This window comes from Kineosporia mesophila (genome assembly GCF_021129235.1).
GTDB lineage: Bacteria > Actinomycetota > Actinomycetes > Actinomycetales > Kineosporiaceae > Kineosporia > Kineosporia mesophila.
Genome location: NZ_JAJOMA010000003.1, coordinates 167,481 through 193,595, shown reverse-complemented (window position 1 = coordinate 193,595; position 26,115 = coordinate 167,481). Strand labels below are relative to the sequence as shown.

The following is a 26,115-nucleotide window of genomic DNA, read 5'->3' as shown; positions in this document are numbered from 1 at the left end:
GGTTTCCTGGATTTATCCCTGGCCGCGAGCCTTCTCGACGTGGGGCCGGATCGCCTCCGGCACCAGGTCGTCGGCGCCCCAGTCGGCCAGCACCTCGCCCAGGGTGGGTGCCTGCTGGAGCCGGGTGTCCTCGGCCATGAGCAGCAGGGCCGCCGGAACCGGGGCGTCACGTTCCAGCACCGACCGCAGGGAGGCCCTCACTTCGTCCTCACTGCCGGTGCACTCGAACGGTTTGGTGCCGTGCAGACCGGCCATCCGCTCGTAGAGCCCGGCCAGCGAACGGTCTTCGAGCAGGTCACCGCCGAGTTTGGTGACCGCCAGGTCGTGCCCGAACAGCACCGAGGTGGCCAGGAAGACCCAGGCACACTTGGCGCAGGCCCGGCACCAGCCCGTGCTCCTGGTCTGGTTGCAGCTCGCGGTGCGCAGGTAGGCGTCGACGTCGTCGGCCAGCAGGGAGATGATCTGGAGTTCGAACAAGGGACGCAGCGGGCTGGCGTACGGGGGAGCCGCCGGCACCCAGCGGTGCCGGTAGTCGGCGAGGTTCGCCTCGAACTCGTACGTCTTCGTCCACTGATGATTGATGGGACGGCCGCGGTAGGCGCTGATGTTCGGCTCGTCGTCGCTGCGCGAGTTGCCGGCCAGCACCAGGCGGTTGCCGCGCAGGTAGCCGGCCAGCATCGCGGCGAACGCCAGGTAGGCCGAGTACGGCGTGTGCCCGTTGGGACGCCCTTCGTCGTTCAGCCGCAGCAGCTCGGGCCGGATCTGCCGCTCGAGGGTGATCACCCGGCCGGGCTCCAGCGACTGCGTGAGCGCGATCTGGTTCGGGGTCGGGTTGTAGAGAAAGACGTCGATGGGCAGGGCTTTCCGGGTGGTGAGCGTCAGGGCGAGCGAGTCCTTGCCGCCGGAGAACATGACCAGGGCGGGCCCTTCGGGAGCGGTTCCGCCGGCCGGGGCGGGACCTCCGGTGGCCCTCAGTTCGAGGAAGCCGGGCTGTGTGAAGTCGATGTCGTTGCGGTAGAAGAATTCCCCCATGGCCGGGGCCCAGAAGCCGTTCCACCAGCCGAGCTGGTCGTCGGTGCCGGGGATGACCAGTTCCGGGCTGCAGAACGCCTTCCAGTAGGAGAAGGCCTCGACCACGGCGAGGGCCCGGAGGAGTTCGCGGGCCGGAGCGTCGTTGGCCCGGGCCAGCTCGTGCGCCTCCAGACCGCTCAGCGTGATCGAGGGTTCGAAGGTGTGTTGCCCCACGGTGAACCGGAACCGGACGACGAGCCGCGAATCCTCGATGGCGCAGACCGGTTCGGCCACCGTCAACAGGGGATGCGCGGTGCGCAGGGACTGGAGGAACCGGGGGTCCACCGGAGTGCTCATGACGTCGTCCGTTCTTTTCCTCAGGAGTACAGGCGCTCGAGGTCGACGAGCAGAACCTGGTCGTCCTTGGTGGCGAGGGCGGTGAGTTCGTCGGTGAACCCGGCGCCACCGTACAGGGCGAGAACGGTGTTCTCGGTGTGGTAGCTCTTGGCCTGCAGCAGGTCCCGTGCTTTTTTCAGGCGTCTGAGATGGTCGACCCCGATGACTTCGCCCCACTTGACCTCGCCCAGGGAGACGACGTTCCGGGGGCCGTTCGACTGCTGGGCCGAGAACGCAACCACATCGATCTCGATCTGGGTCCGGTTCGCCGGGTCATTGATGACACCGGAGCCGACCTCGGAGGGTTGCTCGCCGAAGAGGTCGGCGCCCTCGTCGAGTGCGAACGACCGGCACAGGGACTCCAGGTGCGGTCCCACGACCTGGGTGAGAAAGGTCTGCCGGGTGCTGGCCCAGACCGGCTGGGCCCGGTGGATCTCCAGTTCGGCCCAGCGCTGCCGCATGATCGCCTCGTAGAACGTGATCAGGGGTTCCACGATCCGGTAGTGCGACCGGCCGGGCCGGAACATGTCCGGTTCCCGGGTGATCAGGGCGCAGTTCTCGAGAACGTTGAGAGGGTGGGAGATCTGGTCGGACCGGCGCCCGATGAAATTCGCGATCCTCCCGTTCGTGGTGTTCCCGGCGGCAAGGGCCGCCAGCACCGAGTGGTACAGCGCGGGGTCGCGAATGGCGGACTCCTCGGCAAGGAGGTACCGCGCCTCCCGGAACAGGGGCGTCTGCGGGTTCAGGGCGTTACGTACCACCCACGAGTCGAAGTCCTCGATGCTCGAAGGCGCGTCTCCCCGGGTGAATTCATAACGGTAGGCGGGGGTGCCGCCGACGACCGCGTGTACGAGCACCGCGAGCCGGGGGTCGGTGATACCCCAGAACCGGGCTGCCTCCCGATACCGGAACGGCTGAACCACGAGCTCGAGACCGGCCCGCCCGCGCAGCGGCGCCTGACCGGCCAGGAGACTTCCCATGACCGACATCGCCGACCCGCACAGCACCAGGCGGACCGGGCTGGTGCGGCCGCTGCCGCCCGGGCCGAGCTCGCGCTGGATGATGGACGGCAGGGCCGGCGACGCCTTGGAGAGGAACGGGAATTCGTCGATGGCGACGAAGGTCGGCCCGTTCCACGGGCTACGGAACAGGTGCGCGATCGCGTCGTTCCAGTCCCGGAAGAGCGCGCCGGTGAACTGCCCGGTGTGGCGGGCGAGGGCTTCGGCGAAGAGGCGGAGCGACTCGGCCTCGGTAGCCTCGGTGGCCGCGAAGTACAGCCCCCCGACCGCCTCGGCCATGGCCTGAAGCAGGAAGCTCTTTCCCTGCCGACGCCGACCGCTGACGATTCCCAGGGAGGCGCCACCCTGGGTCGCTGCCAGGGGGGTGCCGGCGAAGGCGGCCAGGCCGTCCCATTCGCGGGACCTGCCGAAGATGTGTGGGGCCTTTTCCACGGCACGACCTCCCAGGTGGTCCAAGTCACAGAAGTATAGTTCACGGAATTATACTTCCGTCAAAGGGTGCACGGTGGGTCTGCGCACTGGGCGGAAGCCGAGTGCGACGCGAACTGATCTCCGGAACCGGGGGCGGGACGGCGTCCGCAAGCAGGCAAAAACAAAGGTGCGGCCCGGGAACGAACCCGGACCGCACCTGGCTGGTGGAGGATCAGGACGACAGGCCCGACACCGGGGAGAACTCGCCGGCCATACTGACGGCGGCCTCCTCGCGCTCTTCCTGCGCGGGCACCGGGCGGTGGCCGCGCACGCCGAACAGGCCGATCAGCGCGACGATCGCGAAGGCGACGGCCCCCATGGTGAAGATGACCACGTAGGCGCCCTCGGAGGGGAGCCCGGTCCTGTCGTCGGCCATGGCCGTGAGCAGGCTGACGATGAGGGCGCTGGCCACGGCGCTGCCGACCGACCGCATGATCGAGTTCACGCTGTTGGCGACACCGGTCTCGGCGGGGGAGACGCTCTGCACGAGCAGGGCGGGCAGGGTGGCGAAGCCGAAGGTGACGGCGAGCTGGGTGAAGATGCCGAACACGATCATGTGCCACGAGCGGTCGTGGAACAGGGCCATGCCGGCGAAGCCGATCAGGCCGAAGATCGCGCCGGTGGCCAGGGCCCGGCCGCCGCCGACCTTGTGCACGTACTTGCCGATGAACGGGGCCGCGATGACGCCGGCGACACCACCGGGCAGCAGGTACAGGGCGCTGGCGCGCAGCACGCTGGCACCGAAGCCGTAGCCGGTGACCTGGCTGGGCGTCTCGACGAAGTCGGTGATGCCGAGGAACGCGCCGAACAGGCCGAAACCGACGAGCAGGCCGGCCAGGTTGGTCATCGCGACGCCCCGGTTGGCCAGGAGCTTCGGGCTGGCGAGCGGCTGGGCGATGCGGCCCTCGACGACGAGCCATCCGCCGAGCACCACGACGGCGGCGACGAACAGGCCGATGGTCAGGGGCGAGCCCCAGCCCCAGCGCTCACCCTGCGAGATCGGCAGGAGCAGCAGCACCAGGCCGCCGCCGAGGATGAAGCCGCCGATCCAGTCGACCGAGGTGTGGTGGCCGTCGGGGGCGCGTCGGGGGAGCGTGAAGAAGCCGATGACCAGGGCGATCAGGGTGACGGCGAGGCCGAACCAGAACGGGCGGTGGTAGCTGGCGTCGCCCTGCGTGAGCAGGCCGGTGGCCAGCAGGCCGACCACGCCGCCGACGCCGAGGGTGGCGCTGACCAGAGCCATCGACGAGGTGAGCTGGTGCGGGGGGACCTCTTCGCGCAGCACGCCCATGGAGAGCGGGAACAGGCCGTACGAGGTGCCCTGGAGCACGCGGGCCAGGATCAGGATGGGCAGCGAGCTGGTGAACAGCGCCAGCAGGATGCCGATCAGCACGGTGACCAGGATGCCGAGCATCACCGGGCGGCGGCCGTACACGTCGCCCATGCGCCCGAGGACCGGGGTGGCGACGGCGGCGGCCAGCAGGTTGGCGGTGAGGACCCAGGCGACGGCGGTGAGGTCGGCGTCGAGCTGTTCGGCGATACGGGAAAGAACGGGGACGACGAGGGTCTGCAGCAGCGACAGCGTCATCACCGCCGTGGCCAGGCCGACGACCAGGAGGCCCGTCTGCGGCTGCCCGTTCTCGGACTTGGATGTGGGACTCGACGAGTCGACCGCGACCATGAAGCTTGTACTCCGCCTTCTCTTGCTGAGGGTGTGAAGCGCACACGTCGTCGCTGACGTGGGGATGTACCCGGGGACGATGGCAGTTCGTTGCGGACGGCAACTAACCGGGGAGTGCAGCGTAGAGGAGGGCTGCCGGTATTCCCCTCCGGATATCTGCCGACCGGGTGACGCCCGCCACCCGCACCGGTCCGCAGGCCCGCTTGCTGCGGATATGGGAGGGGATGGGCCGGGAGTGCTCTCTCGGGGGGCTCCCCGTCGGCTGTCGGGACCGCAACCTGTCGGTGGTACCCCATAGAGTCTGTGATCGTCCTTCAGGAGCACCGGGCAAGAGGTGGAAGAACGTGACAGTTTCCGTCGAACAGCGCATCGCCGACGAGCTGCAGGTGCAGCTGTGGCAGGTGGTCGCCGCGATCGGACTCCTTGACGACGGCGCGACCGTGCCGTTCGTCGCCCGGTACCGGAAAGAGGTCACCGGCACCCTCGACGACGCGCAGTTGCGCACGCTGCAGGAGCGCCTGGCGTACCTGCGCGAGCTGGAGAAGCGGCGTGAGGCGATCCTGGAGTCCATCGGGTCCCAGGGGAAGCTGACCCCCGAGCTCGAGGCCCAGGTGCGCGAGGCGGAGACCAAGTCCCGCCTCGAAGACATCTACATGCCGTACAAGACCAAGCGCCGCACCAAGGCCCAGATCGCCCGCGAGGCCGGGCTGGAGCCGCTGGCCACCGGGCTGCTCGCCGACCCCACGCAGGACCCACGGGTCGTGGCCGGGCAGTACGTCGACGCCGAGAAGGGCGTGGCCGACGCCGTCGCCGCGCTCGAGGGCGCGCGCTCGATCCTGGTCGAGACCTTCAGCGAGGACGCCGACCTGATCGGCACCCTGCGCGAGCGGATGTGGAGCAAGGGCCGGCTGGCCGCCGGCGTGCGCGAGGGCAAGGAGGCGGCGGGCGCCAAGTACTCCGACTACTTCGCCCTCACCGAGGCCTACACCAAGCTGCCCTCCCACCGGGTGCTGGCGATGTTCCGCGGTGAGAAGGAGGAGATCCTCGACCTCACCTTCGAGGCCGACGACGAGGCCCCGCCCGCCCCCGGTGAGTTCGGCGCCTCCGAGCGGTTCATCGCGCACCGGTTCGACGTGTCCAACCAGGGCCGCCCCGGCGACAAGTTCCTCACCGACGCCGTGCGCTGGGCCTGGCGCACCCGGATCTCCGTGCACCTCGGCCTCGACGTGCGCTCGCAGCTGCGCACGGCCGCCGAGGAGGAGGCCATCCGCGTCTTCGCCGCCAACCTGCGCGACCTGCTGCTCGCGGCCCCGGCCGGCAACCGCGCCACGATGGGCCTCGACCCGGGCATCCGCACCGGCGTCAAGGTCGCGATCGTCGACGGCACCGGCAAGGTCGTCGCCCACAGCACGATCTACCCGCACGAGCCGCGCCGCCGCTGGGCCGAGTCGCTCGACGAGCTCGAGAAGCTCGCCCGCACGCACCACGTCGACCTGATCGCGATCGGCAACGGCACGGCCTCCCGGGAGACCGACAAGCTGGCCGCCGAGCTCATCGCCCGGGCGGCCGACCTGAACATGACCAAGGTCGTGGTCTCCGAGGCCGGCGCCTCGGTCTACTCGGCCTCTGCCTACGCCTCGGCCGAGCTGCCCGATCTCGACGTCAGTATCCGCGGCGCGGTCTCGATCGCCCGCCGCCTGCAGGACCCGCTGGCCGAGCTGGTGAAGATCGACCCGAAGTCCATCGGCGTCGGCCAGTACCAGCACGATCTGCCCGAGTCGTCGCTCGCCCGCTCGCTCGACGGCGTGGTGGAGTTCTGCGTGAACGCGGTCGGCGTCGACGTGAACACCGCCTCGGCCCCGCTGCTGCGTCAGGTCTCCGGCATCGGCGAGACCCTGGCCGCGAACATCGTGTCCCACCGCGACGCGAACGGCCCCTTCACGAGCCGCAAGTCGCTACGCAACGTGCCGCTGCTGGGGGCCAAGGCCTTCGAGCAGTCGGCGGGCTTCCTGCGCATCCAGGGCGGCGACGACCCGCTCGACGCCTCCGGTGTGCACCCCGAGGCCTACCCGCTGGTGCGGCGCATCCTGACCAGGGCCGAGGTCGACCTGCCGAAGCTGATCGGCAACACGGCGCTCATCCGCTCGCTGAAGCCGAACGAGTTCGCCGACGACACGTTCGGTCTGCCCACCGTCGAGGACATCCTGGCCGAGCTGGACAAGCCCGGCCGGGACCCGCGACCGGCGTTCAAGGCCGCGGTCTTCGCCGACGGGGTCAACACCGTCACCGACCTGCGGCCGGCCATGGTGCTCGAAGGTGTCGTCACGAACGTCGCCGCGTTCGGCGCCTTTGTCGATGTCGGCGTGCACCAGGACGGCCTCGTCCACGTCAGCGCCATGTCGAACAAGTTCGTGTCCGACCCGCGCGAGGTCGTCAAACCCGGAGACGTGGTCAAGGTGAAGGTCATGGAGGTGGATGTCGACCGCAAGCGCATCTCCCTCAGCCTGCGGCTCGACGACGAGATCGGTGCGCCCGCCGGTGGTGGCCGGGGTTCCCGGGGCGGCGGTAACGGTGGCGGCGACCGGGGACAGCGGCCCGGTGGCGGTCAGGGGCGGGGTGGTCAGGGCCAGGGCGGCGGCCAGGGTGGCCAGGGTCGTGGTGGCCAGGGCGGTGCAGGTGGACGCGGTGGTCAGGGGGGCCAGGGCAACCGTGGCGGCCAGGGCGGCCAGGGTGGTCAGGGTGGCCAGAACAGTGGACGTGGTGGTCAGGGCGGTGGGCGCAGTGGCGCTGCGGTACCGGACACCGCGCTGGCGGATGCGCTGCGTCGCGCCGGGCTGCTGAACAAGTAGGTTCCGGGAACGGAGAATTACCGCCGGCGGGTGGGTTTCGCGCGGACAGCCGGGTGAGGCCCACCCGTGGCCGGTCGGGGATCGCCGGATCAGGCGTGGGGGGCGGCGAGCAGGGATCTGACCTGGGTGAGGAGCTGCTCGGCGGTCGCGTCGAAGGGCTCGAGGGTGCGCTCGGCACGGGCCAGCACCACGGCTCCCTCGCTGGCGGCGATGAGGAGGGTGGCGAAGCCCGCGGCGCTGCCGGCGGGCAGGCCACCGTGCTCGAGCAACTGGGCCAGGCGGGTGCGCCAGCCGCGGAACACCGAAGCTGCTTCGTCGAGAAGGGGTTTCGTGTCGGCGGCGGCCACGGTCACGGCGAGCACGGCGCAGCCGGTGGTGCAGTCGGACCGGGACAGCAGCAACCGCCAGCTGTGCAGGAATCGCTCGGTGACCACGTCGGCGGCGTCACCGTCCCACCGGTCGAGCCATTCCTGGGTGCGCTGACCGGCCAGGCCGAGGGCCTGCGCGACCACCTGTTCCTTGCCCCGGGGGAAGGAGTGGTACATCGATCCGCGCGCGGCCTTCGAGGCGCTGAGGATCTCGTTGAGCGATGTGGCCTGGAGGCCACGTCGCGCCAGGAGCGCGGCCGTGCCCTCGACGATGCGGTCCCGGGCGCTCGCCCGGTGCGCCGGTGATGTCCCGGTCCGGGGGGCCGGGACCGAGACTTCCAGGGTGCTGACCGAGATCTCGTCCGAAGTCGCTGTTCTCGCCACCATTGCGTCATGCAACCACAACCGGCCGGGACAGGACCCCGAACGCGCCCGGGGCGCGGGAATCCGATCCTCAGGGCCAGGGCTGCCGCCGGGCCTGGGCGCTCACGGCCGTCCCATCGGTGAGAGTGATGCGCAGATGGGCGAAATGGCCCTCCACGAGCAGTTCTCCGAGCCGGTGACCGGCCCGTCCGGCGGCGGCCAGGTCGGCGGTCGCGGTACCGGGCAGCGACGCCGCCGCCAGGGTGACGCGCTCCGGGTCGGCGGGCAGCGGAACGGTGCGGGTGCTGCCGGGCACCTGGGCCCAGGGTCCGCCGAGGCCGACGGTGAGGGCGGGGACCACCCCCTCGCGATGCGCGGTCATCGTCAGGGGTACGCCCGGGCGCGCCTGGGTCTCAATGAGGAGGGCTGCATCGCAGCGGCTTTCGATGTCCAGGGCATCCGCCTCGCGGAGCAGCCCGGCGACCCGGCGGCCGACCCGGTCACCGTTGGTGAGGCTGGTCAGGCCGGTCGGCCCGGTTGACCCGGTCGGTCCGAGGTCGGGCGGGGCCCCGGGGGAGGACAGGCGCAGGGTCACCGGGAAGCCGATCTGGGCGGCGGCCAGCGCCACGGCCGTGGCGACGGCCGCGGGGTCACAACCGCTCGGCGGGACCGGCACGACGGCGTGCCGGAGCACGTCGATCCCGGCCGTGTCGAGCACGGCCTTCATGGTGTGCTCGGGCGGGAAGAGGTGGCGTCGGCCCGGCCGGACCGAGGTCGGCAGGGTCGGGGCGGAGGAGGCCGCCACCCGGGCGGTCCGGGCGATCCGCGCGAGACGGGTTGCGTCCGGCGGTGGTTCGCGTAGCTGGGCGAGGGCGGCCAGGGCGGAGGGCAGGCCGGAGACCGCCCCCGCCGGTTCCTGCCCGGGCATCGCGGCGACGACCAGCACGTCGATGTCGCCGTGGATGCCGGGCGGGGGGACGGCCGGCTCGTCCTGCACGTAGACCACCGTGCCCACACCGGGATCCGCGGCCACGGCGGCGGTGACGGTGTCCAGGGCGTCGGCGTGCAGCCGGGTGGTGTGGTTCAGCGGGCTGGACGGCGTCACCGTTCCCGGGAGGTGACTGCGGAGCTTGAGCCGGGTGGTGGTCTGGAGCGCGGCCAGCTCGACCCCGGCTCCGGCGGCCAGGTCCTCGGCCAGTGCGGCGTCGCTCGTGCAGGTGGTCATGACGGCGACGGGCCGGCGGGACCGCCGCCCCCGGGCCAGGGCCCGCGTGGTCTCGATCAGCTGGTGCACGTCGGCACACGGCACCGCCCCGGCCTCGCGCAGCAGCGCGTCGAGCACCGAACCGTCGCCGGTGCGGCGGCCCGTGCGCAGCACCGCGAGCCGCACCCCGGCATCGGCGCACACGGCGAGGGCCGAGGCCAGCCGAGCGCCGGGCGGGACCTGCTCCAGGTACAGCGCGATCGCCCGGATCCCGGCGGTGGTCGCCAGATCCGTCAGGGCGTGGGCGGTGTCGACCACGGCGCCGTTGCCCAGGGAGATCACGGTGTGCAGGCCGGTGCCCCCGCGGTGGGCCAGGACCCGCCGGCCGACGGCGCTGCTCTCGGTGATCAGCGCGATGCCCGTATCGGGCTCGTCCGGACCGGGCAGCGTCACCGGGTCGCGCCAGAGAGGGGCGCGGGCGTGGCTGCTGACCAGGCCGCCGGTGTCCGGGCCGAGGGTCGGCAGCCCGAACCGGCCGGACGCGGCGACCAGGCGCTGTTCGGCGGCCAGGTCACCGGTCTCGGCGAACCCACCGGCGAAGACCACCGCCCCGCCGCAGCCCAGCCGCCCGGCCTCGGCCAGGTAGTCGGGCACGGTGGCGGCGGTGGTGGCCACGACCACGGCGTCGGCCGGGGCGCCGATCAGGTCGAGCGCGCCCGCCAGGTCGGGCCGGCAGGCGACGCCGAGCACGTCTTCCTGCCGCGGGTGCACCCCCGCCAGGGCCCCGGTGAATCCGGAACGCCGCAGATTGAGCAGGGTCTGGGCGGCGTAGGAGCCGGCCCGGTCGGTAGCGCCGACCACCACGACCGACCGGGGTGACAACAGGCGCCGCAGATCCGGGTCGGGCGACGAGGGGAACGGTCGCGGCTCCCCGGCCTCAGTTACCACGCAGGCAAGTATTCGCGGTTCGGATGCCGTTCGGGGGGTTTTCCCCCGATCCACCGTGATCCACAGTGATCACGGTGGAACCAGGGGTCACTGCATGGGGGTGGCCAGGGCCGGCGTGACCTCGGGGGAGCCCACCGGCCGGGACTGTTCCGACTGCTCCGCCCGCCGGGCCAGGAGCTCGGCGCCCACGGCGAGCAGGGCCATGGCGATCACCACGAGACCGAACACCGTGGTCGTGGGCCGCAACCCGAACTGCGGCACGGCCAGCCCGGCCAGGACCGCGGCACCACCGAACGCGCCGTAACTCGGGACGAAGACGGCCGACAGCAGCTCGGCGCGCTCGTGCGGGAGCACCAGCTGGGCCACGGAGCCCAGCGCCCCGACGAATCCCGCGCCGAAGCCCAGGCCGGTGACGACCAGGCCGACGAAGAACAGCGGGAGAGAAGTGATGTCGACCGCCACGAGGACCGCGGCCATACCGGCGGCGAGCACCAGTGACGCCCCGAGCATCGTCGTGCGGGCCGGCCGGCTGCGCACCGCGAAGGCGGCGACGGAGCCCGACCCGGCCATGGCCGTCACCACGATGCCGCCGATGACGTGGTTGTTCACGCCGAAGACGCCCACGGCCAGCGACCCGCCGAGCGAGAGGATCAGCCCACCGATCGACCAGGTCGCGACCAGGACCGGCAGGGCGTTGCGGAAAGCACGCCGGGCCGAGGGTGGGACGGATGCCGTCGGGCGCAGGCTCGCCAGGGCGCCGGGCCGCGGCTCGGTGAGGCGGGGCAGCACGACGGCGCAGGCCACCAGCAGCATGAGCAGGAGCACGGTGAGCACTTCGAACACCAGCGTCGTCGGGCGCGGGGCGAACTCCACCAGCACACCGGAGAGCAGGGCGCCCGCGGCCAGGCCGAAGGTGGGCGAGGCGACGTTCAGCCCGGAGGCCAGCGCGGGCCGCTCCGGCGGGGCGAGGTCGCTGATCGTGGCCCCGAGTGCGCCCAGCCCGACGCCGGTGGCCAGTCCCTGCAGGGCGCGGCCGATGATCAGCTCGGTGACACCGTCCGCGACCAGGAAGACCACCAGGGAGACGATCTCCACGGCGATGGCCGTCACGATCACCGGCCGGCGGCCGACGAAGTCGGACAGGCCGCCGACCACGAGCAGCGTCAGAAGCAGCGTGATCGCGTACGTCGCGAACACGAGCGTCAGCATCGGCGCCCCGAAGTGCCACTGCTGCTGGTAGACGACGTAGAGCGGCGAGGGCGCGCTGGCCGCCGAGAGGAATACCACCGAGGTCAGGGCGACGAGCCAGAAGCCGGCCGCCCGACGGGACTGCGTGATCATCCGGACCCCCAGAAAGTTCGAACAGAATGGAACCGTGGCAGCGTAGGCCTAGGTTCCGAAATTGTCGAACTATCCGCCCGGGCCGGGTTAGAGTGAGCACATGAGCACGTACGAGCATCCCGACGTCGCGGATCTCAGCCTGCCCGCGGTGCTGTTCGCCCTGAGCGACCCGGTGCGCCTGGAGATCGTCGGGCAGCTGGCCGTCTGGCGTGAGGGCGAGACGCCCCTGGTGTGCGCGTCGGTCGGGCCGCAGATGCCGAAGTCCACCCGGTCGCACCACCTCAAGGTGCTGCGCGAGGCCGGGGTGACGCGCTCGGTGCCGAGTGGGCGTGAGCGCCGGCTGTCCCTGCGCCGGGCCGATCTGGACGAGCGCTGGCCCGGGCTGCTGGACGCGGTGCTGCCCGGCGGGGTGCGGTCCGTCCGGGCCTGAGCGTTATTGGTGGGCGAAGGTGAAAGGGACTCCGTAGACCCGGAGCAGGGTGAGCGTGTAGAGGGCGAGAATCCCGACCAGGAGCAACGCGCTCACGGTGGCCATGAACCGGGACCCGGTCCCTGAGGAGGGTTCCGGCGTCTGCGGCCCGCCGTAGATGCGACGGATGGATGCCACCCGGACCGAGTCGTGCTCTTCCCAGACCCGGACGCCGAGGAAGATGACGACGCCGCTGAGGACCACCGGGAAGAGGTCACCGGCGAACGTGTTGGGCCGGCTGATGTGCAGGATCACGATGATCAGCCCGGCGAGGATCACGAGGACCAGGCGTTCACCGAACGAGACCACAGCGGCGGTGGAGGCCACGAGACGACGTGCGCGCTCGTCCACCATGTCGTCCTTTCCCGCCAGTTCCGGGGGAACCAGGCCTTCGGTTCCCTCCGGCGGCCGGGTGGGGCGCACGTGCCGGTTCCCCAGCCAGGTGAGGATGCTCGCCGTCAGGCGGGCCCGCTGCTCGTCCGGGAACTGGGAAGAGCGGCGAACCGCTTCCAGGAGATCGATGGCCGCCTCGCCGACGCGCTGCCCCTTCTCGGTGACGCGCTGGAGCATGAACGCCACCAGGATGGCGAAGACTCCGGCGACGGTCGCCACCATGTCGAAGTAGTGCTCGTCGTTGTCGCCGAGGACGACACCACAGATCCCGATGGACAGACAGAGGCCCAGAACGGTTCCGGTGTAGGCGGTCTGGGGATCGGCGCGGGTGGTCATCAAGAGGTTCCCGGCAATGATCACGATGGCGCCGGTCGCGATGCCCCGGGTGATCTCGGCGAGTCCGGTGATGTCCAGCCAGAGCAGGGATATCACCGGGGTCAGGAACCACAGCAGGTTGATGATCGGCGACGTCGCCAGGATGTTGCCGATCTGGAAGGTGACGGCGCCCAGGGCGATGATGAAGATGCCGGTGCCGGCCGCCAGACCCACCACCGCTGCGTCGAGATGTGGCGACGCTCCGCGGACGGCGAACAGCAGAAGGAAGACCGTCGTCATCCCCAGGGTCGAGAAGACCTTGATGGTGCTCTGGGCCAGGACCGCCTGGGAGAGCGGGTCGTGCATCGTGCCCAGCCGTCGCGAGGCTCTGGCGCTGAGCGTGGTGCTCAGCGCCATGGCACCGGCGGACAGCAGCGCCAGGGCGATGCCGATGGTGGTGTCCCAGTCGCGGTGCAGGGCGTCGGCCCGGCGGCCCAGGCTGACCGAGACGGCGATGAGGCCGACGCCACCGCCCGACAGGCCCAGGTAGAGCCAGTCCCTCAGCTCGGTGCCGCGGTACTCGGCGATCAGGCGGGAGAACAGGACCACCGCGGCCACCGGCCAGATCTCGTAGATGGCCGTACTGGAGGCGCTGTTCACATAGCTGAACGAGGCGAACAGCGAGGCGTGACTGATCGCGTTCACCAGACCGCTCCGGGCGCAGTCGGCCAGGTAGGGACGCGAGCGCAGAGCCGGCCGCGTCGCGGTGAACGCGGTGCGCCGCCGCCGGATCATGACCAGGGCGACCGGCAGGAGACCCAGGAAGGCGAACAGGTGGCAGAGCGCGATGAACAGAGTGGGGTCGACCTGATCGACCGACGATGTGCCCACGAGCGGGAAGAAGCTGTAGGCCAGCACCGACAGCAACATGAACCCGATGCTGTTACTCATGGTCGGTGCCGCCAGGCGACGGCCCCAGCCCGCGGGCACCGCTGATCTCATCACCTGGTCACGTACCGCCGGGCAGGATCACTCCGGTCTGACCACACCGGCCGCGCCTCCGCCCCGCCGGGTCGGCTCGGCCGCGGCGGTCGTCCGCCGGCCGCCGAGGAACCGGATGCCGGTGGCGGCACCGATCTCGGGATTGGCCTTGAGCTGGTGGCCCAGCGCGGCCAGTTCGGTGCCCAGCGCCGTACCGGTGATGCCCGGCTCGGCCTCGGACGTGGCGCCGTTGCGCGACGACAGCCGGGGGGCGGCGATCGCGTCGACCAGGGACAGGTTCCGGTCCAGGGTCCCGAGTGCGACCTGCAGCACCGTGGTGATGATCGTGGCGCCGCCGGGCGAGCCGAGGGCCAGGTAGGGCTCACCGTTCTTCGTCATGATCGTGGGCGACATCGACGAGCGGGGACGCTTGCCCGGGCCCGGCAGGTTCGGGTCGGGGACGCCCGCGGTGAGCGGGACGAAGTCGAAGTCGGTGAGCTCGTTGTTCAGCAGGAAGCCGTAGCCGGGCACGGTGATACCGGAGCCACCGGTCTGCTCGATGGTCAGGGTGTAGGTCGCGACGTTGCCCCAGCGGTCGGCGACCGTGAGGTGCGTGGTGCCGTGGTCGTCGCGGGCGGCCTCCTGGGAGACCGCCGGCCGGTCGCAGTCACCGTAGTCGCCGTCCGGGGTGCCGAACGGGATCGGCCGGGCCGCAGCCTTTTCCGGGTCGAACAGCTGGCAGGCCCGCTCGGCGGCGAAGTCTTGCGAGACCAGCTCGGCCGTCGGCGTGCCGACCCGGTCGCCGACGTAGCGGTTGCGGTCGGCGAACGCCGTGGCGCTGGCCTCGGCCAGGCGGTGCAGGTACTGGGCCTCCGGCAGCCGGCCCAGCGGCCCGCCCGGGTACTCCTCGAGCAGGTTCAGGGCCTCGGCCACCGCAATGCCACCGGACGAGGGGGTGGGCATGCCGTAGACGGTGAGGTCTTCGTAGCGGCTCTTCACCGGCTTCTTGACCAGGGCCCGGTACGAGCGCAGGTCTTTCTTCGTGATCTGACCCGGGTACACGGTGGAGCCGTCGGTGGTCGGCGGCGCGCTCGCGGTGGACACCACGGCGTCGGCGATGTCGCCGCGATAGACGGCCCGCACGCCCTGCCGGCGCAGCACTGCGTAGGTCCTGGCCAGGTCGGGGTTGGTGAACACACTGCCGACCTCGGGGGCCTGGCCGCCGGGCAGGAAGAGCTCGGCGGTGGCCGGGAACTTGGCGAAACGTGCGGCGTTGGCCGCGGTCTGGTCGTGGAACGTCTGGTCGACCACGAAGCCCTGCTCGGCCAGGCGCTGGGCCGGGGCGAGGGTCCGGCCCAGCTTCCAGGTGCCGAACTTCTTCGACGCCTTCTCCCACAGCGCGGGCGTGCCCGGAACTCCCACCGACAGGCCGGAACTGACCACGGTGGCGAAGTCGAGCGCGGTGCCGTCGGCCTTCTGGAGGGTGGTGGGGGTGAAGGTCTTCGGCGCGGTCTCGCGGCCGTCTATCGTGCTGACCCGCTTCTTCCTCGCGTCGTAGTAGACGAGGAACCCGCCCCCGCCGACGCCCGAGGAGTAGGGCTCGGTGACGCCCAGGGCCGCGGCGGTGGCCACGGCGGCGTCGGCCGCGTTGCCGCCCTGGCGCAGCACATCCAGCCCGATCGCCGTGGCGTCGGCGTCGACGCTGGTGACGGCACCCCCGGAACCGGTGGCGCTCGGCTGTTTCGGGGTGGGTGTGTTGCGGGTGGACGCGGTGGCCGGGCCGGCCGCGACGGCGACCGTGGTCAGTGGCGCGCAGACCGCCAGGGCGCCCAGCGCGGCCAGTCCCCGCCGGCGGGCTCTCGCCCGGGTCGGACCGGCCGGGCTGCTCGGGCTGCTCGGGCTGTTCGGGACAACGGACGGGGGCCGGCTCGACATCGATTCTCCCTGGCAGGCGGCTCGGTGGCGGTACGCGGAATGACCGGCATGGTAGCCGGGTCCGGACCACTCCCGGCAACTTGCTGTAACGCTACGGAAGCATGGGGTTAACGATGGCGGGCGGTGTCGTTGATCCGACACCGCCCGCCCACAGCTCAGACCGGCTCAGACCGGCACGGCCTCGGCAATCTCCTCCGCGTCCGGCACGCGCTGCTTCTGCACCAGGGCGAGTCCTGCGTTCACCGCGGCGAACGCGGCCGCCACCAGGATTCCCCGGTGGAAGGCGTCGACCAGGGCGGTCTGCGGATCGGCGCCCTCGGCCAGGCGGCTGTTGGCCAGGGACGTGGACAGCGTGTTCACGACGGCCAGGCCCAGCACGCCGCCGATCTGGTAGCCGGCCGACACCAGCCCGGAGGCCGCGCCGGCGTCGCGGTGGTCCACCTCGGACACCGCCGAGATCTGCCCCGGCACGCCGACCCACATGATCCCGAAGCCGAAGAGGGTGAACCCGGGGAGCAGTTCGGCCGCGTAGCTGCCGTCGGCGCCCGCCGTGGTGAGAAGCAGTAGTCCGGCCACGCTCATCACCGCACCTGCGAGGTGCACCGGCCGGGTGCCGATCCGGGTGACGAGGGCGGAGGCGAGGGTGGCCCCGACGATCGCGGCGACGCCCATGGGCAGGAACTGCACGCCGGTCTCGACGGCCGAGCGGCCCCGCACCTGCTGCAGGAAGATGGCGGCCAGGAAGAACATCGACAGGAACGCGGCGCCGTTCAGGCCCAGCTGTACCGACGACAGGCTGAGCGAGCGGGAACGGAACATCCGCAGGGGCACCAGTGGTGCGCTGGAGCGGCTCTCGGCCACCACGAACCCGGCCAGCAGCACGACCGCCGCGATCAGGGAACCGAACACCTCGGGGTCGCTCCAGCCGAGCGGTTCGGCGCGGATCACGCCGTAGGTCAGGGCCAGCGTGCCGGTGGTGGCGAGAAGGGCGCCGGGGAGGTCGAAGGTGCGTCCACCTGAGGCATTCCCGACCCGGCTCTCGCGCACGATCAGGGGCGTGATCGCGACCAGGGCGGCGGCGACGGGCACGTTCACGAAGAACACCCAGCGCCAGCTGGCGTCGTCCACCAGGAAACCGCCGGCCACCACCCCGAGCGTGCCGCCCAGCCCGGCCAGACCGCCCCAGATGCCGAGGGCGATGTTGCGGTCGCGTCCCGGCGCGAAGGTCACGGTGAGAATGGAAAGTGCTGCGGGGGAGAGCATCGCGCCGCCCAGGCCCTGAACGGCCCGCAGGGCGATCAGCATGTTCGGGGACTGCGCGAAACCTCCGGCCAGCGACGCGAGACCGAACACGACCAGGCCCGCGACGAACAGCCGGCGCCGTCCCAGCAGGTCACCGGCGCGACCGCCGAGCAGGAGGAACCCACCGAAGACCAGGGTGTAGGCGCTGATCACCCACTGCAGTCGGTCGGTGCTGAAACCGAGATCGGTCTGCATGTCGGGCAGCGCGACATTCACGATCGTGACGTCGAGCACGACCATGAACTGGGCCAGTGCCAGCACGGCCAGCGTCGACCAGGGACTACGCCTCATGGCGAAACCTTCCGAAGGAAAACTGTACGACGTACATGTACAGCGTAGAGGAAGGCCTGCGCAAGCCCGGCCTGTACGGGGTACAGTCGATGTCGTGGTTGCCAAGAGGAGCGTCAAAGAGCGCCTGAGCCGGGAGGTCATCGTCTCGTCGGCGCTGGCCCTGGCCGATTCCGAGGGGCTGGACGCGGTCACCATCCGGCGGCTCGCGACCGACCACGGAGTCACCCCGATGGCCCTCTACTGGCACTTCAAGGACAAGGAACTGCTGCTCGACGGCCTGGCCGAACGGGTGCTCGACGAGGTGGAGATCCCGGTCTACCCGGCCGGCGGGCTACCCGAGTGGCACGTGCGCATCCGCGACGTCTGCCTGGCGATCCTCCGGTCGCTGCAGCAGCACCCCGAGGTCGCCGACCTGGTGCACCGGCGGTTCATGGGCTGCGTGGGTGGGCTCGACCTGGCCGAGATGTTCTTCGCCGCCCTGCACGAGGCCGGTTTCGACCAGCAGCGGATGGGCGAGATCGGCATCCAGGCGCTGCACAACATGGTGGTGCTGGTGACGATGGAGCCGGGCGAACGAGCGTTCAGGGCGTCGGAGGAAGAAGTGCGCCGGCGCACCCGGGAGAAGCGGATCGCGCTGGAGAGCCTGGCCCCGGAGCGCTACCCGAACATTGTCGCCTGCGCGCCGATCCTGGTCAGCAAGCCGATGGAAGACCACTACCTGAACCTCGGCGTGGAGCTCATGGTCGAGGGGATCCGGGCCGTGCAGGCGAAGCTCTAGGCCGGTTCGAGGGTGTGCCAGCGCTCCGCGGCCCGAAAGCCCATCGACTCGTACAACGGCCGCCCGGCGGTACTGCTTTGCAAGCAGGCCACGGTGAAGTCCTGTGCGAGAGCGGCTTCGGTCAGGGCCCGGCCGATGCCCCGCCCGCGCGCCGACGGCCGCACCGCGACGTTGAACACACAGAGCGCGCCGTCTTTCACCGTGCTCAGCGCGGTGCCGACCGCACCGTCGGCGGTGCGGGCCAGGTAGCCGCGGAATCCGGGCAGGCCGAGCACGGGGCCGCCCATCGTCGCGCCGAAGATCCCGGCCGGAGCCTCGAAACCCCGGGTGAGGACGTCGGTGTACTCCTCCCAGTGCTCCGGCCCGACGGTCTCGATCGTCAGAGCGGTCCGGCGGCGGACGAGATCCTCGGGCCGGACGGTCATGAACTGAGGACGCGTGTGTCGCCCGAGTCCGAGACCGGCGGCCAGGGCGATGATCTCGTCGGTGGGCGCGTGCCGGAACTCCATGCCCCACGGCACCCCGTAGGCCTGGATCGCGGTGGCGGCGCTCGCCACGTCGGCCGGGTCCGGGGCCTGCGTCATCACCATGACGTAGTTCAGCGACGGGACCGCCGCGCCGGACACCAGCACGGTCGCGTCACCGTGCCGCTCGAGGGCCCCGGCCGGCGTGTTCGAGCCCAGCTCGGCCATTGCCCAGGCGAAACCCTCGACCGCAGCGTCGATCACCGGGCCAGCACCTCCGGCAGCGGCTTCTGGTGCACCACGGTGAGCCCGGTGACGGCACGGGTCAGCACCACGTAGAGCCGGCGCAGCCCGGTGCGCTCGTCCGGTTCCTCGGCGGCGATCGTCGTGGGCTCCAGCACGATCACCCAGTCGTACTCCAGACCCTTGGCGGTGGTGGCGGGCACCACGCTGACCCGCAGGCTCAGGGGATCGGGGGCACCGGAGGCGCCGTCCAGCTCGGCTCCGTGCGGCCCGAGCACGGAATGCTCGATCCCCGCCTCCCGCAGCTGCGCGGCAACCGCGAGCACCTGCGAGTCCGGCACGATCAGCCCGATCGACCCCAGCTCGGCCAGGGCCTCCCGCACGGACGTCTCCACGAGCGTCCGCCGTTCCTCCTCGTCCACCGCAGGAAGGATCCGCAGACTGCCCGGTGAGTCACGCACCGAGGTCGGGGCGTTCAGGCCGGGGGCGATCGAGGGCAGGAGCCTGGCCGCGTAACGGATCACGGCGTCGGGCACGCGGAAGCCGCGGTCCAGCTCGTCGATCACGGCGCCGACCTGACCCAGGTGCTCCAGCGTGACCTCCCACGACGGGGTGGCCCAGGGCGTGGTGCCCTGCGCGATGTCACCCAGCACGGTCATCGAGCCGGTCGAGCACCGCCGGCCGACCGCACGCAGCTGCATCGGGGAGAGGTCCTGGGCCTCGTCCAGCACCACGTGACCCATGCTGGGCGAACGCCGGGTGAGGTCGGTCAGCTCGTCGAGCAGCACCGCGTCGGCCTGGCTCCACCGCGCCGAACCGGCCGTGCGGGCCGGCCTGGCCCAGATCAGCTGCTGCTGCTCGTCCTGCGTGAGAACGCCCTCGGCGTGCCGGGCCAGCACCGTGGGGTCGGAGAGCAGCGAGAACAGCAGCTTCTTCGGGTCGATGGCGGGCCAGACCGCGTCGGCGTACTTCTTCACCTCGCGGCTGCGGGCCACGGCGTCCTGCACCCGGTCGTCGGGGGAGTCACCGGCCTCTTCCATCATCAGCAGCACGGCGTGCGAGATGCGCTGCGGCAGCATGTCCTTGGCCGCGGCATACCGCACGCCGCGGTTCGTCAGCTCCTCGACGATCTCGGCGAGCTGATAGCCGGGCAGCCGGTACTTGCGGGCACCGCGGGGAACGACGAGAGCCTCGGCCGGCTTCGTGACCCCGGCCCAGACCGCGCGTCGCAGCACCTCGGCCATCCGGGCATCACCCTTCAGCCCGGTCACGGCCGGGGTGTCGGAACCCTTCACGGTGAGCAGGACCTCGGCCCCGCCGGGTGAGGTCACCACCAGCTGCTCGACCGTGGCGTGCCGCACCTGCGCCTCGCCCAGGCTCGGCAGCACCGCGTTGACGTGCTCCAGGAACGACTCGTTGGGCCCGACCACGAGCACCCCGGAGCGGGCCAGGCGGTCGCGGAACGCGTAGAGCAGCCAGGCCGCGCGGTGCAGTCCGACCGCGGTCTTCCCGGTGCCGGGCGCCCCCTGGATACAGACCGAGGTCTCGATGCCGGCCCGCACGATGACGTCCTGCTCGGGCTGGATCGTCGCGACGATGTCGCGCATCGGCCCGGCCCGCGGGCGCTCGATCTCGTGCGCCAGGATCTGGCTCTTCTTCTCCGGGGTGGCGGGGTCGGTGAGCACCTCGTCCTCGTACGCGGTGATCGCGCCCTGCTCGATGCCGAACCGGCGGCGTTTCTGCACGCCCATCCGGTCGTTGCGGCCGGCCTGGTAGAAGGCCTTGGCCACCTCGGCGCGCCAGTCGATGACGACCGGGTCGCCCTGGGGGTCGGCGACGTGCCGGCGTCCCACGTACCAGCGGTTGCCGTTGTCGTGGTCGGTGCGGCCGAAGAACAGCGTGGTGCCCGGATCGTCCCGCAGGGCCTGCGCGCGGTGGTACAGGGCGGCACTCAGGTACTGGGCGGACACCTCGTTCCCGCCCTGCACGTCCAGCGAAAGCACCTGCTGGCGCATCATTTCGAGGTCGGCACGGGCCCGGGCCAGGTAGTCCTGCTCCGAACCGAGGACATCATCAAGGGCGGCAGACACGAGGGGGCACCTTACTCGCCCTTTCCCAGCAGGTCGAACGAATTACCGTCGGGCCGGATGCTTCGTCCGCTTCGTGGGCACGGCGCTCGCCGGGTCGTCGGGCCACGGGTGTTTCGGGTACCGCCCCCGCATCTCGGACCGCACCCCCGGATAGGCGTTCTGCCAGAACGACTCCAGGTCACTCGTCACGGCCAGCGCGCGGCCCGCCGGGGACAGCAGGTGCAGCACGACGGGCACCCGGCCATCGGCGATCCGTGGCGCCGCGGCCCAGCCGAACACCTCCTGGAGTCTCACCGCGAGCACCGGGTCGGCGGGGTCGGTCAGGTCGTCGGAGTAGGTGAGGGCGATGTTCGAGGAACTGGGGACGACGATCCGCTCGGGTGCCAGAGCGTCGAGTTGTGCCCTCTCCCGATGGTCGAGGAGGCCCCGCAGGGCCTGGACCAGGTCGACGCGCTGCAGGTCGGAGCGCCGGCGGGCGCTGAGGAGCCATTCCTGCGCGCGCTCCAGCAGGGCGGCGTCGGACACGTCGGGCCAGTCCAGGGCCCGGTGCAGCAGGGCCAGCCGCGCCCGCAGATGAAGGGCGGCGGGGGTCCACCGCAGCAGTCCCAGGCCCTCCTTCTCCATCCCCGCGCGCAGCGCCTCCTGCACCAGGGGTGTCGCCGGGTTCTTCAGCGGACGCTCGCTGAGCACGATCGACCCGAGCAGGTCGCGTTGCCGGGCGACGACGTCCCCGCCCGACCAGACCACCTCGTCCACTGTTCGCAGCATCTCGCCCCCGGCCTCGAGCGCCGTGGTCTCGTCGATCGCCGCGGCCAGGCGCACCCGCGCGGCCTGCGCCCCGGCCTGCCGCTGGGCCACGGCGACCGCGAGCCAGGAGATGCCGGTGAGGCCGGAGCCGGGGGAGAGCCCGGCCCCGGTGCCCCCGGACATCAGGTAGCCGCCGGTGCGGCGCAGGCGGGCGATGCGCTCGGGAAAAGCCAGCCCGGTGACGAGCCCGGCGGCCAGGTCGTCGCCGGGAACGTCGGCCTGATCACGAACAGGGCCTTCGGGGATCGCCGACCGCAGCCGTCGCACCTCGTCCCGCCAGCGTGCGGCCAGGGGATCGCCCGCGCCGGCATTGCGCAGCCGCCGCCAGGCCGCCGCGAGATCGTCCGTGCCCCCGCCCAGCGAGTCGTCGGCGAGCAGGGCCACGATCTCGGAGGAACGCCGGGCGCCCACCCGGGCGGCCCCGTCGAGCAAGGCCCGGGCCAGCCGCGGATGCACCCCGGCCGTGGTCAGCCGGGTGCCCCGGTCCGTCACCCGGCCGTCGTCGGAGACCGCCCCCAGCGCCTGCAGGGTCTGCCGGGCGACGGCCATCGCCGAGGCCGGGGGCTGGGACGGCAGGGGCAGCGTGGCCGGGTCGGGCGAACCCCAGACCGCGAGCGACAACGCGAACCCGGTCAGGTCGGCCACGTCCACCTCGGGTGCGGGATGCGCGGGCAGCCGGTCGTGCTCGGCCTGTGACCAGCAGCGATACACCACACCGGGGGCCTCGCGCCCGGCCCGGCCCGCCCGCTGGTGCGCCGACGAGCTGGACACCCGCACGGTCGCCAGCCCGCTCAGCCCCCGCGACAGGTCGGTGCGCGGCACCCGGGCCAGGCCCGCGTCCACCACACACCGCACGCCGGGCACGGTCAGGCTGCTCTCGGCCACCGAGGTCGAGAGCACCACGCGCCGCCGGCTGCGACCACCCGTGAGCACCGCGTCCTGGTCCCGGCCGCTCAGACGCCCGTGCAGCCGCAGCACCTCGGCCCCGACCGAGGACAGACGCCGTGCCACCCCCTCGATCTCACCGGCCCCGGGCAGGAACACCAGGACGTCACCGGTGGTCTCGGCCAGCGCCCGCCGGACGACCGACGCCACGTGGTCGAGCAGGCGTGGATCCACCCGCAGCCCGTGCGGCGGGTCGACCGGCCCCGTCGGCGGGCACCAGACCGGATTCACCGAGAACAGCGGAGCATCCGCCCCGATCACCGGGGCGTTCCCGAGAAGGGCTGCCATCCGGTCACTGTCGGCGGTCGCGGAGGCGGCCAGCAGCCACAGGTCGGGGCGCAGCGCCGAGCGCACCTCGGCCGAGAACGCCAGTGCCAGATCGGTGTCCAGATGCCGTTCGTGGCACTCGTCGAGCAGCACCACCGCGGTGCCGGGCAGTTCGGCGTCGGAGAGCAGCCGCCGCACCAGCAGACCGGTCGTGACCACCTCGACCCGCGTGCGCCGGCCCACCCGCCGCTCCCCCCGCACCGAGTACCCGACGCGGTCGCCGACCTCCTCACCCAGCAGCCACGCCATCCGCCGCGCGGCGGCCCGGGCCGCGACCCGCCGCGGCTCCGCGACCACGACCCGCCCCTCCACGGCATCGGCGAGGGCGAGCGGCACGAGCGTCGTCTTACCGGTGCCGGGCGGTGAGACGAGCACGCCCGCGCCCGCTGACGTCAGGGCGGCCAGGAGCGTGGGAATGGTCGAGCTGATCGGCAGCGCGCTCCCGAGAGCGCGCTCGGCGGTGGCCAGGAGCATGGGCCCATCCTCGCAGCCCGCCCGGCCGGGCTCAGCGGATGAGAATCTGGTCCAGGTCGGGCGCCGGGTCGTTCTGGTTGAAGAACCGGATCACGTTGTCGCCCTTCACCAGGTCGATCTTCGTGCTGAACCGGGCCGGCGTGTCCCAGCTCCGCGCGCCCTTCACGCTGAAAGTTCGCACCGGGTCGGAGTTCACCATGATGTCGAGCTCCCGTTCCTCGGGGTCGCAGGCACAGGTGTAGATCACCGTCATGGTGCGCCGGCCGCCCACCCGCAGGTTCTTCAGGCGCACGATCACGTAATGCCCCTGCCCCAGGTACTGCACCCGCTTTCCCGAGGCGCAGGTCGGGCAGGCGATCACCGCGATGCCCGAGGTCTCGTTCGCCTTCGCCCAGGGATTGATGGTCAGGGCCTGGAACGTCGGCTTCGGGCGGGGTTTCGTGGTGGTGGGACGAGGGGACGCCGTGGCCGGCGCGGCGGTCGGGGTCATCATCGCGGTGGTGGGGACCACGGTGGGCGTCATCGAGGGCGTCATCGAGGGGGACGCCGAAGGCGACACCGTCGCCGACACGCTCGGGAGAGCAACCTCGTCCTTCATCGGCTCTTTCGCCGGCAGCACCCGGGGCACCGCGAACGACGAGGCGGCCACCAGGAGGGACAGCAACCCGATGCCCCACCAGTGGGTCGAGACCGGTCGTGTGCGGGAGGCCATCGCTACCGCCAGCCGTGCCAGCGGGCCAGCGCCTCGGTGCGGCTGGTCACGTCGAGCTTGCCGAACACGTTGCTCAGGTGGTTCTTCACGGTCTTCTCCGACAGTCGCAGCTGCTGCGCGATCGCGGCGTTGGACAGCCCGTCACCCACCAGCTCCAGCACCTCGATCTCCCGCCCGCTCAGCCCGAAACCCCGCCGGGTGCGCCGCAGGTTGCCGTGCCGGGCCCCGGCCGCGCGCTCGCGGGCATAGGCGTCGCGCACGGCCCCGGTCGCGACCGAGGCCGCCGCCGGGATCAGCCAGCCCTGCCCGGAGGCCACGGCCCGCACCGCGCTCACCAGGTCGCCCGGGTCGAACTTGCCGTAGACCAGGTAGCCGCGCGCCCCGCCCTGCAGCATCGGGGCGATGATCTCCTGGCTGTCGTTACTGGTCAGCACCAGCACATTGCTGTGCCGGGAGATGTCCTCGATCACCGACAGCCCGTCGGCGATCGGCATCTGGTAGTCCAGAACGGTCACGAGGGGCCGCAACCGCCGGGCCTCGGCCAGCCCGGCCGCGCCGTTGCCCGCCTCGGCGATCACGCTGATCTGCCCGTCCGACTCCAGCAACGGCCGCAGGGTCGCGCGGATGGTGGCGTTGTCGTCCACCAGCAGCACCGTGATCCGCCGGCCGGCCGGCGAGGCCGGCCGGGAACCGGTATTCAGCCAGCCCACAGCGTCGAAACCGGGGTCGAAGCCGCTCACAGCACCGGCACCCGCACGCGGATCATCGTGCCCAGACCCGGCTCCGACTCCACCGTCAGTGAGCCCCCGATCGTGCGTGCGCGCTCCATCATGCCGACGATACCGGCGTGACCCCGATGCTGAAGAGCCGCGAGGTCCGCATCGAACGGGACCTCGAACCCCCGCCCGTTGTCCCGCACCGTCATCACCAGGCCCCGGCCGCGCTCGCTGACCGTGATCCCGACCCGGGTGGCGGCCGCGTGCCGCTGCACGTTGACCAGGGCCTCGCCGGCGATGCGGCTGAGTTCGTACCGCACGGCCACCGGTGGGTCGACCGGGGCCACGGTGGCGGTGGCGCTGATCCCGGTCTCCGCCGACCACAGGGCGCACACCCGTTGCAGGGTGGTGGCGAAGTCCTCCTCCGGCGCGTCGAGCCGCATCCCGTCGATCAGCTGCCGGGCCTCGGCCGACGCGGCGGTGGCGCCCTGCGAGATCACGTCGGCCAGCTGCTCGGCCAGGGCGGGCTGGCGGCGCAGCGAACCGGGCAGGGCGACCGCGGCCAGGGACATCGCCCGCAGTGTCTTGGCCACGGAGTCGTGCAGTTCCCGGGCCAGGCGGGCCCGTTCGGCGGCCGCGGCGGAGCGCTGCGCGTCGGTGATCAGCTCGACCGTGCGGCTCATCTGCCGGGTCAGCATCCGCTGGGCGAGCACCGTGCCGATCCCGGCCAGCACCGCGGCGGGCGGGGCGGCGAGCAGGAAACCGGCCAGGGCGCTGGGCACTTCCTGGCTGTCGAGCAGCACGGCGCAGACCACGAGACCCTGCCCGGTCTGGGCCGCCCACAGCGGGATCGCGGCGAACCCCAGCGCGGCGCCGGCCAGGGCCGCGGCCCCGGCGGCGTACACGAAGTAGGTCATGCCGCCCGAGCTCAGCCCGAGCACGACCAGCAGCAGCCCGGCGTCGGCGGTGAGCAGCGGCACGGGGGAGCGCACCAGGGTGGGCCAGCGGGGCAGCGCGGCGACCCCGGCGGCGGTGGACAGCAGCAGCACCACGATCAGCGCGGCCGACCGCACGCCGTCGGTCTGCACCAGCAGACTGACGACAGCGCTGGTCAGACAGACGGTGGCCCGGGTGAGCAGCACCGCCCGGCTGAGCGCCAGAGCCACGATCTGCTGCACCCGGTGCTGGGGGAGCTCGTCCACCTGGTCCTCTCGGCATCCTC

At 71.7% G+C, this 26,115-nt stretch carries 18 protein-coding genes; 3 read left to right on the top strand and 15 right to left on the bottom strand.

Annotated features, from left to right (window positions below; translation table 11 throughout):
• Positions 1-12 precede the first annotated feature (12 nt).
• The 3 genes from LR393_RS05780 to LR393_RS05770 all read right to left on the bottom strand — a co-directional run bounded on the left by LR393_RS05780 (position 13) and on the right by LR393_RS05770 (position 4,578).
• Entirely contained in the window at positions 13-1,368 is a 1,356-nt protein-coding gene (locus LR393_RS05780; RefSeq protein ID WP_231482137.1) for a hypothetical protein, read from the bottom strand.
• 20 nt (positions 1,369-1,388) lie between these two features.
• Entirely contained in the window at positions 1,389-2,858 is a 1,470-nt protein-coding gene (locus tag LR393_RS05775) for an AAA family ATPase (protein WP_231482136.1), read from the bottom strand.
• Positions 2,859-3,069: 211 nt separating this feature from the next.
• Positions 3,070-4,578, bottom strand: coding sequence for an MFS transporter (locus LR393_RS05770; protein WP_231482135.1), 1,509 nt, complete (start codon positions 4,576-4,578; stop codon positions 3,070-3,072).
• A 344-nt stretch (positions 4,579-4,922) separates the two neighbouring features.
• On the opposite strand from LR393_RS05770, the gene LR393_RS05765 reads away from it, so the two are divergent.
• Positions 4,923-7,427 carry a Tex family protein gene (locus LR393_RS05765; protein ID WP_331282909.1) on the top strand — a complete coding sequence of 835 codons (2,505 nt, stop codon included), beginning with the start codon at positions 4,923-4,925 and terminating at the stop codon, positions 7,425-7,427.
• Positions 7,428-7,516: 89 nt separating this feature from the next.
• On the opposite strand, the gene LR393_RS05755 is transcribed toward LR393_RS05765, so the two are convergent.
• The 3 genes from LR393_RS05755 to LR393_RS05745 all read right to left on the bottom strand — a co-directional run bounded on the left by LR393_RS05755 (position 7,517) and on the right by LR393_RS05745 (position 11,651).
• The gene (locus tag LR393_RS05755; RefSeq protein WP_231482306.1) at positions 7,517-8,182 is read right to left on the bottom strand and encodes a TetR/AcrR family transcriptional regulator; all 666 of its coding nucleotides are present in this window, start codon (positions 8,180-8,182) and stop codon (positions 7,517-7,519) included.
• A gap of 67 nt (positions 8,183-8,249) precedes the next feature.
• Complete coding sequence (locus tag LR393_RS05750; protein WP_231482134.1) at positions 8,250-10,310, bottom strand: CoA-binding protein; 2,061 nt, start codon at positions 10,308-10,310, stop codon at positions 8,250-8,252.
• Positions 10,311-10,397: 87 nt separating this feature from the next.
• Entirely contained in the window at positions 10,398-11,651 is a 1,254-nt protein-coding gene (locus tag LR393_RS05745; RefSeq protein WP_231482133.1) for an MFS transporter, read from the bottom strand.
• Between the two features lie 100 nt (positions 11,652-11,751).
• Here LR393_RS05745 and LR393_RS05740 point away from each other — a divergent pair, with 100 nt between their 5' ends.
• Positions 11,752-12,081, top strand: coding sequence for an ArsR/SmtB family transcription factor (locus LR393_RS05740; RefSeq protein ID WP_231482132.1), 330 nt, complete (start codon positions 11,752-11,754; stop codon positions 12,079-12,081).
• Positions 12,082-12,084: 3 nt separating this feature from the next.
• On the opposite strand, the gene LR393_RS05735 is transcribed toward LR393_RS05740, so the two are convergent.
• The 3 genes from LR393_RS05735 to LR393_RS05725 form a co-directional block, all read right to left on the bottom strand.
• The gene (locus LR393_RS05735) at positions 12,085-13,818 is read right to left on the bottom strand and encodes a DMT family transporter (protein ID WP_231482131.1); all 1,734 of its coding nucleotides are present in this window, start codon (positions 13,816-13,818) and stop codon (positions 12,085-12,087) included.
• A gap of 39 nt (positions 13,819-13,857) precedes the next feature.
• Positions 13,858-15,744, bottom strand: a complete 1,887-nt coding sequence (gene ggt / locus LR393_RS05730; RefSeq protein ID WP_231482130.1) for a gamma-glutamyltransferase — start codon at positions 15,742-15,744, stop codon at positions 13,858-13,860.
• Between the two features lie 165 nt (positions 15,745-15,909).
• Complete coding sequence (locus LR393_RS05725; protein WP_231482129.1) at positions 15,910-17,337, bottom strand: MFS transporter; 1,428 nt, start codon at positions 17,335-17,337, stop codon at positions 15,910-15,912.
• A gap of 94 nt (positions 17,338-17,431) precedes the next feature.
• Here LR393_RS05725 and LR393_RS05720 point away from each other — a divergent pair, with 94 nt between their 5' ends.
• A complete protein-coding gene (locus LR393_RS05720) occupies positions 17,432-18,115 on the top strand; it encodes a TetR/AcrR family transcriptional regulator (RefSeq protein ID WP_231482128.1) in 684 nt (227 codons plus the stop codon).
• Here the strand turns inward: LR393_RS05720 and LR393_RS36210 are convergent.
• From LR393_RS36210 to LR393_RS36205, 6 genes are read right to left on the bottom strand one after another with little or no spacing between them, the layout of a single operon-like run.
• Positions 18,112-18,843, bottom strand: coding sequence for a GNAT family N-acetyltransferase (locus LR393_RS36210; RefSeq protein ID WP_231482127.1), 732 nt, complete (start codon positions 18,841-18,843; stop codon positions 18,112-18,114). The two genes, LR393_RS05720 and LR393_RS36210, sit on opposite strands and share 4 nt — an antisense overlap.
• Positions 18,840-20,912 (bottom strand): HelD family protein, encoded by a 2,073-nt coding sequence (locus LR393_RS05710; RefSeq protein ID WP_231482126.1) that lies wholly within the window; start codon positions 20,910-20,912, stop codon positions 18,840-18,842. Before LR393_RS05710 ends, LR393_RS36210 begins: the two co-directional genes overlap by 4 nt.
• A gap of 42 nt (positions 20,913-20,954) precedes the next feature.
• On the bottom strand, positions 20,955-23,465 hold the full coding sequence (gene hrpB, locus LR393_RS05705; RefSeq protein ID WP_231482125.1) for an ATP-dependent helicase HrpB: 2,511 nt from the start codon (positions 23,463-23,465) through the stop codon (positions 20,955-20,957).
• 31 nt (positions 23,466-23,496) lie between these two features.
• On the bottom strand, positions 23,497-24,177 hold the full coding sequence (locus LR393_RS05700; protein WP_231482124.1) for a carbohydrate-binding protein: 681 nt from the start codon (positions 24,175-24,177) through the stop codon (positions 23,497-23,499).
• A gap of 2 nt (positions 24,178-24,179) precedes the next feature.
• Positions 24,180-24,917, bottom strand: coding sequence for a LuxR C-terminal-related transcriptional regulator (locus tag LR393_RS05695; protein ID WP_231482123.1), 738 nt, complete (start codon positions 24,915-24,917; stop codon positions 24,180-24,182).
• On the bottom strand, positions 24,914-26,095 hold the full coding sequence (locus tag LR393_RS36205; RefSeq protein WP_231482122.1) for a sensor histidine kinase: 1,182 nt from the start codon (positions 26,093-26,095) through the stop codon (positions 24,914-24,916). The genes LR393_RS05695 and LR393_RS36205 overlap by 4 nt, the downstream gene beginning before the upstream one ends.
• Between the last annotated feature and the right edge of the window lie 20 nt (positions 26,096-26,115).